Source organism: Mycetocola sp. 2940, assembly GCF_040548835.1.
In the GTDB taxonomy this organism is placed as follows: domain Bacteria; phylum Actinomycetota; class Actinomycetes; order Actinomycetales; family Microbacteriaceae; genus Mycetocola_A.
Window position 1 is genome coordinate 21521 of the sequence record NZ_JBEPSK010000021.1, and the last position, 13529, is coordinate 35049.

Annotated in this window: 10 protein-coding genes; 3 read left to right on the top strand and 7 right to left on the bottom strand. The window is 66.4% G+C overall.

Annotated features, from left to right (window positions below; all coding sequences use genetic code 11):
* Positions 1 to 1494 (bottom strand): aspartate ammonia-lyase, encoded by a 1494-nt coding sequence (locus ABIE24_RS16830; protein ID WP_354501856.1) that lies wholly within the window; start codon positions 1492 to 1494, stop codon positions 1 to 3.
* Between the two features lie 315 nt (positions 1495 to 1809).
* Between ABIE24_RS16830 and ABIE24_RS16835 the strand changes: the two genes are divergently transcribed.
* Positions 1810 to 2730: an endonuclease domain-containing protein gene (locus tag ABIE24_RS16835; protein ID WP_354501859.1), complete on the top strand. Its 921-nt coding sequence runs from the start codon at positions 1810 to 1812 to the stop codon at positions 2728 to 2730.
* A gap of 63 nt (positions 2731 to 2793) precedes the next feature.
* Here ABIE24_RS16835 and ABIE24_RS16840 read toward each other — a convergent pair whose 3' ends face one another.
* On the bottom strand, positions 2794 to 3690 hold the full coding sequence (locus ABIE24_RS16840; RefSeq protein WP_354501862.1) for a phosphodiesterase: 897 nt from the start codon (positions 3688 to 3690) through the stop codon (positions 2794 to 2796).
* 35 nt (positions 3691 to 3725) lie between these two features.
* Positions 3726 to 5174, bottom strand: a complete 1449-nt coding sequence (locus ABIE24_RS16845) for an NCS2 family permease (RefSeq protein WP_354501865.1) — start codon at positions 5172 to 5174, stop codon at positions 3726 to 3728.
* Between the two features lie 170 nt (positions 5175 to 5344).
* Here ABIE24_RS16845 and ABIE24_RS16850 point away from each other — a divergent pair, with 170 nt between their 5' ends.
* A complete protein-coding gene (locus tag ABIE24_RS16850) occupies positions 5345 to 6622 on the top strand; it encodes a uracil-xanthine permease family protein (protein ID WP_354501868.1) in 1278 nt (425 codons plus the stop codon).
* A gap of 154 nt (positions 6623 to 6776) precedes the next feature.
* On the opposite strand, the gene ABIE24_RS16855 is transcribed toward ABIE24_RS16850, so the two are convergent.
* The 4 genes from ABIE24_RS16855 to ABIE24_RS16870 form a co-directional block, all read right to left on the bottom strand.
* Entirely contained in the window at positions 6777 to 7112 is a 336-nt protein-coding gene (locus tag ABIE24_RS16855; RefSeq protein ID WP_354501871.1) for a peptidase, read from the bottom strand.
* Positions 7109 to 8284, bottom strand: coding sequence for an inorganic phosphate transporter (locus tag ABIE24_RS16860; protein ID WP_354501886.1), 1176 nt, complete (start codon positions 8282 to 8284; stop codon positions 7109 to 7111). Before ABIE24_RS16860 ends, ABIE24_RS16855 begins: the two co-directional genes overlap by 4 nt.
* Before the next feature lie 160 nt (positions 8285 to 8444).
* Entirely contained in the window at positions 8445 to 10328 is a 1884-nt protein-coding gene (locus tag ABIE24_RS16865; protein WP_354501874.1) for a DUF2207 family protein, read from the bottom strand.
* 55 nt (positions 10329 to 10383) lie between these two features.
* Positions 10384 to 11223: an aldo/keto reductase gene (locus ABIE24_RS16870; protein ID WP_354501877.1), complete on the bottom strand. Its 840-nt coding sequence runs from the start codon at positions 11221 to 11223 to the stop codon at positions 10384 to 10386.
* Positions 11224 to 11253: 30 nt separating this feature from the next.
* Between ABIE24_RS16870 and ABIE24_RS16875 the strand changes: the two genes are divergently transcribed.
* Positions 11254 to 13371, top strand: a complete 2118-nt coding sequence (locus tag ABIE24_RS16875; protein ID WP_354501880.1) for a S9 family peptidase — start codon at positions 11254 to 11256, stop codon at positions 13369 to 13371.
* Positions 13372 to 13529: the final 158 nt, after the last annotated feature.

The window sequence follows — 13529 nt, forward strand, 5'->3', positions numbered from 1 at the left end:
TCAGGGCTGCCCGCTTCCCTCCAGGCTGGTGTGGACTTCGCCGTCGGTGCTGCGCTCGACGGTGCCGTCGAGAATCGGAATCGCCGTCGTGAGCGACTCCAGGCCTGAGAGACGCGCCGGCGTCAGCTGCTTCATGACCTCTTCACGCGTCATCAACTCGGATTCGACGACGAGGTCGGCGATATTGCGTTTGGTGAGCAGCGCTGTCTTGGCGAGTGCCGCGGCGGCGGAGTAGCCGATGAACGGGGTCAGGGCGGTGACGACGCCGACGGAGGACCCGACCATGGTCTGCAGTCGCTCTTCGTTGGCGGTGATGCCGTCGATGCAGTTGATGCGCAGGGTGTGGCAGGCCTGGGCCATCCAGGTGATGCTCTGCAGCAGCGAATGGGCAATGACCGGCTCGAAGGCGTTGAGCTGCAGCTGGCCGGCCTCGGCCGCCATCGTCACGGTCATGTCGGCACCCACGACCGAGAAGGCCACCTGGTTGACGACCTCGGGAATCACCGGGTTCACCTTGCCTGGCATGATGCTCGACCCCGCCTGGACGGCGGGAAGGTTGATTTCGCCGAAGCCCGCCTGAGGGCCGCTGGAGAGGAGTCGGAGGTCGTTGCAGATCTTCGACAGTTTGATCGCCGACCGTTTGAGGGTTCCGCTGAACGACATGAAGCCACCGGCGTCGCTCGTCGACTCGATCAGGTCGGGAGCGGTCTCGCAGGAGAGCCCGGTGATCCGGTTGAGGTGGCTGACGACGGTCGCTGCGTACCGCGGGTCTGCCGTGATGCCGGTGCCGATCGCTGTCGCACCGAGGTTGATTTCGGCGAGAAGCCAGCGGGTCTCGACGAGCCGGGCGTGGTCCTCACCGAGGGTTGTGGCGAAACCGTGGAATTCCTGCCCGAGCGTCATCGGAACGGCATCCTGCAACTGGGTGCGTCCGACCTTGAGGAGGTGGCGGAACTCGGCGGATTTGCGCGAGAACGAGGCCTGCAGGAGCTCGAGTTCGTCGAGCAGTGTCTGGAGCGAGAACGACAGCGCGATCTTGATGGCCGTCGGGTACACGTCGTTCGTCGACTGGCTTCGGTTGGTGTGGTCGATCGGCGAAATGTACGCGTAGTCGCCTTTGGGCCGGCCGGCGATCTCGAGTGCCACGTTGGTGATGACCTCGTTGGCGTTCATGTTCGTCGAGGTCCCAGCGCCACCCTGGATGACGCCGACGACGAACTCGTCGTGGAATTCGCCGTCGATGATGCGCTGGCAGGCCTGGTCGATCAGTGCCCCTTTTTCGGCACCGAGCACGCCGAGTTCGACGTTGGTCCGGGCGGCTGCCTGCTTGACGCCGGCGAGGGCCACGATGAGGGCGGGGTACACCGAGATCGGCCGTTTGCTGATGGGAAAGTTCTCCAGGGCCCTGGCGGTGTGGATTCCCCAGTATGCTCCTGCGGGAATCTCCATCGATCCGAGCGAATCGATCTCCGTGCGCGTTCTTCCGGGCGTCATTGGGGACCCCTTCTCTTGTGGTTCAATCTCGAGGCCGCGGTTCGCGGGCGTGATGAGTCTCACTGTGGCTCCATATGCCTTGTCTGTGCTTGTGGCGGGACTCTCCTGACTGTACTCCGCCGAGACCGCTCAGGTCATCGCCCAAGTGGCACTGCAGGGGTTCGGGCACGCCACAGTGTCACGGGCCTCGCCGCCGGGCGACCGAGGTGCCAGTAGTGGCCCCAAAACTCCGGGCTTGGGGCCACTACTGGAATCTCGATTTCTGTGATGTGGACAACGGCACTCGCTGGCTTGGCTCATGGCAGGGTGTACGCCATGCCTCGTAGGGTCCCCCTTCCCCCGGAGCGACGCGGCACTGCCTTCCGCACTGCCGACGCCCACGGTTTGTCGCGCAACCGACTCCGTGGTCGCGACGTGCAGGCGCCGTACCGCGGCATCCGCTCCCTCGGCCTGCATGCGAACTCGATCGTCGACCGGTGCCGGATGTTCGCACCGAAAATGCAGGCGGGAGACGCGTTCTGCTCGGTGACTGCGGCGCTTCTCTATCGGATGCCACTGCCTCGGTATCAGGAGAACGACCGGCAGCTGCACGTGACGGTCGCCGGACGGCGTCCACCCCGCGTGCGCGGCATCGTCAGCCATTCGTACGGCCTCACCCGACCGGCCTGGTCCGCTGCCGGTCTTCCGCTGGTCGATCCGGTCGAAACCTGGGTGCACCTCGCGCCGATCCTGAATCGCGAAGACCTGGTCGCCGTCGGCGACTTCCTCGTATCGGGTCGCGTCACCCCGGGCGGGCGGGAGCCGCCCCTGTCCACGATCGAAGAACTCACGTCCGTGATCGAGTCGCTGTCTGGCGTTCGTGGGCTCACGAAGCTCCGATGGGCTGTGTCGCGGGTGCGCACAGGGGTCGATTCCAGGCCCGAATCACACCTCAGGCTGTTGTTCGTGGCCAACGGCCTGCCGGAGCCCGTGGTCAACCGACCGGTGTACTCAGCATCCGGTGTGTTCCTCGGGAGGGCAGATCTTGCCTATCCCGAACTCTGGTTGCTTTTCGAGTACGAGGGCGACTATCACCGCACAAGCCCCGAGCAGTTTCGCCGCGACATCGACCGGCGCGAGCGTTTCGAGGACCACGGCTGGAGGGTGATGCGGGTGACAAGCGACCACCTGTACGTCGCACCGCTGGCATTTCTTCGGCGCGTGCGCCAATCCATGATGGTTCAGCGATCGAGGTGACAGTAGTGGACCCAAAACCTCCGGACGGAGGGCCACTGGTGCCATCTCGATGCGCGAAGGGAATCAGCGCTTGCGCGAGAACGCCTCGACCCGCTCCTCCGGGGTCAGCGCCTCCATCTCGGCGATGAAGGCGTCGGTGAAGAAGTCAGACGTCTCGAACTCGCCGATCGGCACCACCGAATGGGTGATCCGGTCGTCGTAGACGTGGAGGAGGTTGAACGATTGGCCGCCGTTCATTCCGTTGGTCGACCGGGGCGGGTTGGCGAGGTTCATCGTGTAACAGGTTGCCGCTGCGACAGAGACCGGTATGCCCGCGAACATCGAGCTCATGGCGTAGTGCAGGTGCCCGGCGAGGATCGCCCGAACGTCGGTCCCGCGCAACACCGCCTCCAGCCGCGACTGGTCGCGAAGCTCGAGCAGGTCGAAGAGCGGCTGCGGGGCCGGGGCCGGCGGGTGGTGCAGCCCGACGATCGTGCCGAACTCAGCGGGGGTCTCCAGTTCGGCGGCGAGCCACTCCAGCTGGGAGTCATCGAGCTCACCGTGGTGAAAGCCGGGAACACTCGAGTCGAGCCCGATGAGCCGCAGACCCCCGAGGTTCCAGACCCGGTCGATCGGGGTGTCGGATGTCTCCTGCCGCAGCAGCTCGCGCCGCATCGGCCCGCGTTCGTCATGGTTGCCCATCAGCCAGATCAGCTCGGCGCCCAGCCGTTCGGCAGCCGGCTCGACCCGCTCGCGGAGCCGGGCGTAGGCATCCGTCTCGCCCAGATCGGTCAGGTCACCGGTGAAGACGAGCGCAGCCGGGCGAATGCCGGTGGCCTCGACCTGCGCGAGCGCCCGTTCGAGGTTCGATTCGGTGGTGACGCCGCCGTGAAGCAGAGCGCCCCCGGCGAGAAAGTGGGTGTCGCTCAGATGCACCAGCACCTGTCGTGCGGGCGGATACTGGCCGAGCTGAATGGACATGCGCCCAGCCTAACCAGCACCGCCGACGACAGGGGTCAGGCGAACAGTGCTTCGATCGGGCCGCGGGCGAAGTAGACCAGGAACCCGACGGCGACCACCCAGAGAAGCGGGCTGATCCCCCGAGCCTTGCCGCTGAGCGAGCGGAGCACGACCCAGGCGATGAAGCCGGCGCCGATCCCGTTGGCGATCGAATACGTGAGTGGCATCACCGTGACAGTGAGGAACACCGGCAGCGCGGTGGAGAACTCGGTCCATTCGATGTCGCGGATCTGGGACATCATCAGGGCCCCGACGATGACGAGGGCCGCCGAGGCGACCTCGCTCGGCACGATGCTCGTCAGGGGCGTCAGGAACATGGCGAGAACGAACAGGATGCCGGTGACCAGGTTGGCGAAGCCGGTGCGGGCTCCTTCACCGATTCCGGCCCCCGACTCGATGAACACGGTGTTCGACGATGCGGATGCCGCTCCACCGGCCACAGCGCCGACGCCCTCGACGATGAGCGCCGATTTCAGGCGCGGGAAGTTGCCCTGCGCGTCGGCGAGGCCGGCCTCCTTGCTGAGCCCGGTCATGGTTCCCATCGCGTCGAAGAAGTTCGTGAACACGAGGGTGAAGACGAGCATCAGCGCGGCGAGCGCGCCGATGCGTTCGAAGCTTCCGAAGCTGAACTGGCCGAGAAGGCTCAGGTCGGGGAGGCTGAAGATCTGGGCGGGCAGGGCGGGAACGGAGAGGCTCCAGCCGCCCGGGTTCTCGCCGCCGTTGGACCCGCCGACCGCGAAGATCGCCTCGGCGATGAGCGCGAGAACGGTCCCGATCAGGATGCCGATGAGCAGGGCGCCCTTCACCTTGCGCGCGACGAGCACGCCGGTGATCAGCAGCGTCAGCACGAAGATGATCGTCGGCAGCGTCGTGACCGAGCCGTTCGCGCCGAGGCCGACCGGCGGTGACGCCTGCCCGGTCGACGTGACGAGCCCCGCGTTGACGAACCCGATGAAGGCGATGAACAGGCCGATGCCGACGGTGATAGCGATCTTCAGCTGGATCGGAACGGCCTCGAAGATGAGGCGGCGCAGGCCGGTAGCTGCGAGCAGGACGATGAGGAGGCCGTTGATGACGACGAGTCCCATGGCCTCCTGCCAGGTGACCTGCCCGACGACGCTGAACGCGAGGAACGAGTTGATGCCCAGGCCGGCGGCGAACGCGAACGGCAGCCGGGCAATGAGACCGAAGAGGATCGTCATCACACCCGCGGTCAGCGCGGTGACCGCAGACACCTGGGCGAAGCCGAGGGTGTTGCCGTCGACGTCGACACCGCTCGACAGGATGATCGGGTTGAGGATCACGATGTAGGCCATCGCGACGAACGTCACGACACCGCCGCGGACCTCACCGCCGAAGGTCGAACCCCGTTTGGTGATCTCGAAGAACCCGTCGATCCGGTTCTTCACTGTCGGCTGCACAGTCGGCGCAGATGTGGATGTCATTCGGGGGCCTCCGAAGAAAAAGTGACGGTGGGATGTCGCCCGCGGATGCACACGCGGAACGCGAGACTCAAGCATATTGCCCGCCGGACGCCTGCCCGCGCCCGCCCGCGATTGTCGGTACGGTATCGGAGGACTCTCGTCCCCTCCCCCTTGTGATGAAAGAAGAACGCATGGCGCTGCCCTGGACACTGCACGGCGACGGAAAGAACGTCGGCGCCCTCGAAGTGGTCGGCCCGGCCGAACGGCTGACCTGGCCACGGATGATCGGTCTCGGTGCCCAGCACGTCGTCGCGATGTTCGGTGCGACGTTCCTGGTTCCGATCCTCACAGGCTTCCCGCCGTCGACGACGCTCCTGTTCTCCGGGCTGGGCACCCTCCTCTTCCTCCTCATCACGAAGAACCGGCTCCCCAGCTATCTCGGCTCCTCCTTTGCCTTCATCGCCCCGATCACCGTGGCAACCACGGCGGAGGGGATGGGAAGTGCGCTGTTCGGCATCGTCATCGTCGGCATCCTGCTGGCCCTGGTGGGTCTGCTCGTGCAGGTCACCGGCATCGGCTGGATCAACGCGCTGATGCCCCCGGTCGTGGCCGGCGCGATCGTCGCACTGATCGGGTTCAACCTCGGCCCGGCAGCCTGGAACAACTTCAAGACCGCGCCGCTGACGGCGACGATCACGCTCGCGGCTGTCGTCCTGGCATCCGTTCTGTTCCGCGGCATCCTGGGGAGGATGTCGATCCTCGTCGGTGTCGTCGTCGGGTACATTGCCGCCGTACTCCTCGGTGAGGTGAACTTCGACGCCGTCGGGCAGGCCGCCTGGGTCGGGCTCCCCGAGTTCCACGGCCCGGCCAACCCGTTCACGAACCCGGCGCTGTGGGCGATCCTGCCGGCATTCCTGCCCGTCGTGCTCGTGCTCATCGCCGAGAACGTCGGCCACATCCGCGGCGTCGCCCAGATGGTGGACGACCAGTCGATCAACAAGCTCACCGGGCGCGGGCTCTTCGCCGATGGGCTCGCGACCGTGATCGCCGGCTTCGGAGGCGGTTCGGCGACGACCACCTACGGCGAGAACATCGGCGTGATGGCCGCCACACGGGTCTATTCGACGGCGGCGTACTGGGTGGCGGGCATCGTTGCCATCCTCCTGGGTCTCTCCCCCAAGGTCGGCGCCGTGATCAACACCATCCCTGCCGGAGTGCTCGGAGGCGTCACCACGGCGCTGTACGGGCTCATCGGCATCATCGGTGTGAAGATCTGGCTCGACAACAAGGTCGACTTCTCGAAGCCGAAGAACCAGTTCACCGCGGCGACGGCGCTCATCATCGGTATCGCGAACTACACCTGGCAGTTCGGCGACGTGATCTTCAACGGCATCGCGCTCGGAACGATCGCCGCCATTGTGATCTACCACGTGATGAATGTGATCGGGCGGATCCGCGGCACCGACTGACGGCGCCCGGCGGGCACCAGGTCACCCGGTTCGGACCGAATCACCCGGCGTACCGGGTGACCTCGTCCGGACCGGGTGACTTCGCCCGCGAAAGGCCACAAACACGAGCGGCGCGGAACCCGAGGTTCCGCGCCGCCCATCGTTGCTCTGAAGGTCAGCCTCCGTGCAGCGCCGGCACGATGAGGTAGATGCCGTACAGGATCGCGAGCCCGCAGATGGTGAAGCAGGTGTACGCCGCGACCAGCGCAATGCGCTTCTGCCCCGGCGTGAGCGGGTTTTTCCGTGCCGCCTTCGCAGCCTTCTTGGCTGCCGACTTGATCTCGGCTGCGGTGAGCACCGTGATGGCATCCGTGAAGGTCGCCGGCGAAACCACGGGTACACGGCCCGCGCGGACCAGCATCTTCAGGCCGAGGGCGTAGAAACCGACGACCAGGACGGTGCCGGTCAGAGCCGCAACGAGGACGATGACGAAGTCGATCCAGTCGATCACTTGGACACCTTCTTCGGCTCAGGTTCCGGAGCCATGACGACTGCCTCGCCGGATGCCGCCACCTCGCTGACGATGTTGTGGTGGCCGACCTTGTCGCGGCGCGACCACAGGAAGATGAAGAGGATCGTGCCGACGCCCACCACGGCGTCGACGATGATCCCCCAGGTGCCGAGGCTTGCGACGAACGCGGCGATCGCGCCGACGACGCCCGCCGCCGGAAGCGTGAAGAGCCAGCCGATGAGGATCTTTCCGGCGGTCTTCCACCGGACGGTTGAGCCACGACGACCGACGCCGGACCCGATAACGGAGCCCGACGCGACCTGGGTGGTGGAGAGCGCGAATCCGAGGTTGGTGGAGGCCAGGATGGTGGCGGCGGTGCTCGTTTCGGCAGCGAAGCCCTGGGCGGGCTTCACGTCGGTGAGACCGGTGCCGAGGGTCTTGATGATGCGCCAGCCGCCGACGTACGTGCCAAGCGCGATGGCAACCGCACAGACCACGACGACCCAGAACGGTGGGCCTGATCCCGGCGCCAGCAGGCCAACGGAGATGAGGGCAAGGGTGATGACACCCATCGTCTTCTGTGCGTCGTTGGTGCCGTGAGCGAGCGCCACCAGCGAGGACGAGAAAACCTGGCCATACCGGAACCCGGAGCGACCATCCGGCTTGCCGTCGTACCGGCGGGTGATACCGTACGCGAGCTTCGTGGCGATGTAGGCGATCAGCCCGGCGGTGAGCGGGGCGAGAACGGCGGGCAGGATGACCTTCGACATGAGCACGCTGACGTCGATCGCACCGGTTCCGAAGCCGACGAGGGCGGCTCCGATGAGACCACCGAACAGGGCGTGGGAGGAACTGGATGGAAGACCGAGCAGCCAGGTCAGCATGTTCCAGACGATCGCGCCGATCAGGCCGGCGAAGATCAACTCGGGAGTGATCAGCACCCCGTCGTCACCTTCTTTGATGATTCCGCCGGAGATCGTCTTGGCGACCTCAGTCGATAGGAAGGCGCCGATGAGGTTGAGGATTGCCGCGAGACCCACGGCGACCTTGGGCTTCAAAGCGCCCGTTGCGATGGGTGTTGCCATCGCATTCGCTGTGTCGTGGAATCCGTTGGTGAAGTCGAAGAAAAGGGCTAGTGCAATGACCAGCACGATAATGAGGGTGATGTCCACCGGCATAGTTCTCTGAGTAGGGACTCCCCCGCGCGCACGAGTTCACCGGAAGATGTTCACCGGGTGTTCATGAAAACAGGATTGCCAGTTGAGTCGGCCGTAACGATGATTACACCCCGCGGTGCACGCGTCAACTTGACACCCGGATCGGGGCAAACGCTCAGCGTCCGCCGCCTCCTCCTCCGCCCCCGCCGCCTCCGGAGAAGCCGCCCCCGCCGGATCCGCCGGAACTGCTGGCCGTGGCGCTCGCTGACCACGGCGTCGACGACCCGGATGACGTCGCGAAGGTTCCCATGCTGGATGCGAAGGCGTACGACGAGAAACCCGACCGGCTGGAGTACCAATCGGGGCCCGTTCCGGCCTGTTCGTAGTAGCGGCCGAGTTCCTCGGCCCACTCCTTGTCGATCCCCCACAGCACGGCGAACGGAAGCAGCTTCTCGTAGAACGCCACCATCTCGAGCATGTCACCCGGGTTGACCGTGTCCTCCACGGCAACCCGCTCTGCCCCTGCCGGGCTCTGCAGCATCGCGATGCGGTCAGCTTCCGCGAGCGCCAGGTATTCCCGCAGTCCGAGCAGGTACTCCCGGACCTCCGCCCCGCGCTCGGTGAGCGCCTTGCGCGGCAGCACCGCGAGGATCGTTCCGACCAGAACGCCGGCCGCGGCGACCAGGGCGAGGACGACCCACGCGTTCACGCCGTACATCGCCACGGCAGCGATGAACAGGGCCAGCACGCAAGCGAAGACGAAGGCAGCGATGGCCACGTACCAGCGGGTTCCTTTCACGCTCCGCTTCACCCGGTAACCGGCGTCGACGGATGCCCGTGGCGCGGCCGCCGCGAGCGCCTGCACTTCCTTGGCCAATGCGGTGTCGGTGGCGCTGAGCTCCTTGAACATGCCCGGTCGCCGATACTGCCCGAACAGCGTATCGAGCACAGCGGCATCCGCCGCCGAAGCGCCGTCGTCGGTGAGGTACTGCAGCCGATAGTCCGTCTTCGACGAGAACAGCGACGACGATTCCCGGTCATCGATGATCCGCAGGTTGCGCCGGACGGCGAGGCTGATCAGGAGCGCCGGCATGGCCTTCGCGGTCTTTCCGATCAGATCGGCGGCGACGAAGATGTCGAGCCCTTTTGGCACGGTGTACTGGGGCACGACGATGCCGCGCCCGGGTGCGTCCCGCGTGTGCCGGCGCCGGCCGAGAAGAGCCGCGAGGAGAACGAGCACGCCGGCCCCGGCAACCGCCGCAGGGACAACGGTGAACACCGGCCAGGTCGAGGGGATCTCCGGCGTCACGAAGGTGCCCTTCTCGAAGGCGACAGCCATCGAGAAGTTCTCTCCCGGGGCGAGTGCGCTCACGGGCGACGCGAAGTGGGTCGACCCGTCGGCGGAGCTCTCAGAGATGTCACACGTCGTCGTCGATCCCTGCGGGCCGACGTAGCACGCGGAGTCCCCGGTCAGCGCAGCCGACAACTCCTCCGGGACGACGACGCGCATCTGCGCCCGGGCGAAGGGCTGTTCCCAGCCGGTCCCTGGGGCGTCCCAGTAGAACTCGTCGGCCTCGGTGTCGGCGAACGCCCGGACGGCATCCCGCTGCGTGTACTCGATCACGTAGGTCTGGCTGCCGTGAACGTACTCGTCTGTTCCGAGGGCCAGCTGCAGGAAGCCGTCCTCCGTCTCGGAGTCGTCGTACGCGACCGGGACGCCCGCGGCATCCGTCACCGACACGATGTCGGTGTGCAGGTTGACCCCGAGATACCCCTCGGGGATGGCGCGGATGATGCCCTTGTTCTGGTCGATGTCGGGGAACTCCGCCACGAACGTCTCGACGGCAGTGAGGGTCGAATGACCGTCGTCGTCCCGGCCGAGGGTGTACTCACCGTCGAACGAGCTGAAGGTGAAGTCTGAGACGTCCGAACGGATGCCGGAATCGGCGGCTGCGGGTTCGGGGAGGCTGAGCGCGCCCGCCACCGCGGCGACAACGAGCACCATCACCGCTCGTCGCGAGCGGGTCGGGCGGAGAACGGGACTCGGCTGCAGCGTCATGACCACAGCTTAGAAGTCCTGCATTTCCTCCTCGAGTTCCGAATGTCCTCGAGTCCTACATTTCTTCGTGGGTGTTGGGGTCGCCGCCGAACAGCCGGCCATCGGCGCGGCCGAGGGCGGTGATCGCCGCGAGCTCCGCCGCAGACAGCTCGACCCGCGGGATGTCGAAATTCGACAGCTGACGGTCGCGCTGGGCCGACTTCGGGATGGGCACGACGCCGCGCTGCTGGTGCCAGCGCAGCACGACCTGGCTGGCGCTGATGCCGTGCGCTGCAGCGATGTCACCCACGACGGCTTCCTCGTACGGGGCGGCGCGCTTGCCGAGCGGGCTCCACGCCTCGGTGACGATCCCGTGCTGGGCGTGGAACGCGAGCAGCGGCTCCTGCGGAAAGTAGGGGTGCAGCTCGACCTGGTTGACCGCCGGAAGGACGCCCGTTTCGGCCCCGAGCCGTTCGATGAACTCGCGGGTGAAGTTCGAGACGCCGATCGAGCGGACCCGGTGGTCCTTCTGAAGCTGAACCATGGCCTTCCAGGATTCCGCATAGCGTCCGGCACGCGGGTTCGGCCAGTGGATGAGATAGAGGTCGAGAGTGTCGAGCCCGAGTGCCGCGCAGGACGCGTCGAACGACCGCAGCGTCTCGTCGTAACCATGGTGCCTGCCGGGCAACTTCGTCGTCACGACGATTTCGTTGCGTGGAACGTCCGTTTCGGCGATCGCGCGGCCTACGGCATCCTCGTTGCCGTAGTTGACCGCGGTGTCGATCAGCCGGTAGCCGATGTCGAGGGCGCTTGCGACAGCATCCGTCGCCTCCTGTCCCTTCATCGGGTAGGTTCCGAAACCGATGCCGGGGATCGAGTGGCCGTCGTTGAGGGTGTGTGCGGGGGATGTGCTCATGCTCCGACCATACGCCGGTAGCGTGGATGCATGGCTTCACTTCTCCCGCCGCGCGCGGCGACGCACCCGACCGAGCGGACCCACCACGGCGACACGGTGATCGACAACTACGAGTGGATGCGCGACAAGGACAGCGCCGAACTGATCGCTCACCTCGAGACCGAGAACGCGTACACCGAGCAGGAGAACGCGCACCTCTCCGGGCTGCGCGAGACGATCTTCGGCGAGATCAAGGGCCGCACGCTTGAAACGGACCTCACGGTGCCCGTCCGCGAGGGCGACTGGTGGTACTATGGCCGGAGCGTCGAGGGCAAGGATTACGGCATCCACTGCCGCGCCCCGATCAGCGGCCCCGAGGACTGGACGCCGCCGGCGCTCGAACCGGGGGTGGACGTGCCCGGGGAGCAGGTCCTCCTCGACGGCAACGTCGAAGCCGAGGGCCACGACTACTTCTCGCTCGGCTCGTTCGACGTCTCCCTCGACGGGGAACTCCTGGCCTGGGCCGTCGACACCGACGGCGATGAACGGTTCACGCTCCGCGTCCGCAATCTCGTCACCGGCGATGACCTTCCCGATGAGATCGCGAACACCTCGCACGGCGCCGTGTTCTCGCCCGACGGACGGTTCGTCTTCTACACGACGGTGGACGAATCCTGGCGCCCTGACACCCTGTGGCGCCACGAGGTCGGGACTCCGACCCGCGCGGACGTCGTCGTACTCTCAGAGCCTGACGAACGGTTCTGGGTCGGGGTGGGGGTCACCCGCAGCGCTCGGTACATCGTCGTCGTCGTCTCGTCGAGCGTCACGAGCGAGTGGCTGCTCATCGACGGCAACGACGCGACGACCGATCCCCGGATGGTCTGGCCGCGGCGCGACGGTGTCGAGTACTCGGTCGAGCACGCGGTGATCGGAGGCAACGACACCCTCCTGATCCTGCACAACGCTGACGCCCCCAACTTCGAACTCGTCGCGATCTCACCGGATGCCGTCGGCGCCGGCCCCGAGGACGCCACCGTCGTCCGCGCCCACAGCGACGAGGTGAGGCTCGAGGACGTTGAGGCGTTCGCCGGGCACCTCGTGTTCGGCTACCGCCGCGACGGGCTCTCCCGCCTCGGAATCGCGACTCTCGACGGCGTGTCGACGCCGGCGGCGATCGATGTACGCGAGGTCGGCTTCGACGAACCGCTGTACACGGTGGGGGCGTCGGCGAACCCGGAGTGGGCGCAGCCGACGGTGCGGCTGTCGTACGGCTCCTTCGTCACCCCGGCCACCGTGTACGACCTCGACGTGGCGAGCGGCGAGCTCACCCAGCTCAAGCAGCAGCCCGTGCTCGGCGGCTACTCCCCCGACGATTACGAGCAGGCCCGCGAGTGGGCGACAGCCGACGACGGCACGCGGGTGCCGATCTCGCTGGTCTGGAGACGCGGCACGCCCCGCCCCGCACCGCTTCTCCTCTACGGCTACGGTTCCTACGAGGCGAGCATGGACCCGGCGATGAGCATCGCCCGGCTGAGCCTGCTCGACCGCGGCGTCACGTTCGCCATCGCCCACGTGCGCGGCGGGGGCGAACAGGGGCGGGCCTGGTACGAAAACGGCAAGACCCTGACCAAGAAGAACACTTTCACGGACTTCATCGCCTGCGCGCGGCACCTCGTCGACGCCGGATACACGACGACGGATGCCATGGTGGCCGAGGGAGGAAGCGCCGGCGGCCTGCTGATGGGCGCCGTCGCGAACCTCGCGCCTGAACTGTTCGCCGGGATCCTCGCCGGAGTTCCCTTCGTCGACCCGCTCACGAGCATCCTCGACCCGGACCTGCCGTTGACCGTCATCGAATGGGATGAGTGGGGAAACCCGCTCGAGAACGCCGACGTCTACCGGTACATGAAGTCGTACTCCCCGTACGAGAACGTGCGGGAGGACGTGGCCTACCCGCGCATCCTCGCCGTGACGAGCATCAACGACACCCGCGTGCTCTACGTCGAGCCCGCGAAGTGGGTGGCCCGGTTGCGTGAGGTGGGCGCTCCCGTGCAGCTCAAGGTCGAGATGAGCGCCGGGCACGGCGGCGTGAGCGGCCGGTACAACGCGTGGCGCGAGCGAGCGTTCGAGCTCGCCTGGGTGCTCGACACGCTGGGGCTCGCGAAGTAACTACACGTGGGGCGGGTGGATGCCTCGCGAAGGTCGCTTATCTGACGCAAACGCCGGGTTCCGGGCCGCGGGTTCTAACGGTTAGAGCAACACCTGATTATTGAAGGGTGTTGATCGAGATGAGTCCGAGGTTCTCGGAGCGGATGCTGGGCGATGTC